1 rRNA gene is annotated in these 1033 nt (G+C 46.4%); it reads left to right on the forward strand.

Annotated features, from left to right (window positions below):
• Positions 1-266: 266 nt before the first annotated feature.
• A 16S ribosomal RNA gene (locus tag BAZO_RS10790) occupies positions 267-1033 on the forward strand; the annotation flags it as partial.

Genomic DNA, 1033 nt, shown 5'->3' on the forward strand with positions numbered 1-1033 from the left:
TGGTAGCACGCGATAAAAAACGCTATCAAAGTTCGTTAAAAACGAACGAAAGTAAAAGAAATTCTAAAAAGTGACATTAAATTCTTGACAGGGAGAGATAGGTTTGATAGAATATAATAGTTGTCGCGAGAGACGAGCGTTGAAGCGCGACAAGCTAGACCATTGAAAACTGAATAAAGAAGAATGACTCATGTGATGTAGTAATACATCAAAAATCTGTCAATCAATAATGAAAGACAAGCCAGTAATTTTGGAGAATCAAACACTTTTCGGAGAGTTTGATCCTGGCTCAGGACGAACGCTGGCGGCGTGCCTAATACATGCAAGTCGAGCGGATGAATAAAGGAGCTTGCTCCTTTTAGAAGAGCAGCGAACGGGTGAGTAACGCGTGGGGAATCTGCCTTTGAGCGGGGGACAACATTTGGAAACGAATGCTAATACCGCATAACAACTTTAAACATAAGTTTTAAGTTTGAAAGATGCAATTGCATCACTCAAAGATGATCCCGCGTTGTATTAGCTAGTTGGTGAGGTAAAGGCTCACCAAGGCGATGATACATAGCCGACCTGAGAGGGTGATCGGCCACATTGGGACTGAGACACGGCCCAAACTCCTACGGGAGGCAGCAGTAGGGAATCTTCGGCAATGGACGAAAGTCTGACCGAGCAACGCCGCGTGAGTGAAGAAGGTTTTCGGATCGTAAAACTCTGTTGGTAGAGAAGAACGTTGGTGAGAGTGGAAAGCTCATCAAGTGACGGTAACTACCCAGAAAGGGACGGCTAACTACGTGCCAGCAGCCGCGGTAATACGTAGGTCCCGAGCGTTGTCCGGATTTATTGGGCGTAAAGCGAGCGCAGGTGGTTTATTAAGTCTGGTGTAAAAGGCAGTGGCTCAACCATTGTATGCATTGGAAACTGGTAGACTAGAGTGGAATTCCATGTGTAGCGGTGAAATGCGTAGATATATGGAGGAACACCGGTGGCGAAAGCGGCTCTCTGGCCTGTAACTGACACTGAGGCTCGAAAGCGTGGG

This window comes from Schinkia azotoformans LMG 9581 (genome assembly GCF_000307855.1).
Taxonomy (GTDB): domain Bacteria; phylum Bacillota; class Bacilli; order Bacillales; family Bacillaceae_J; genus Schinkia; species Schinkia azotoformans.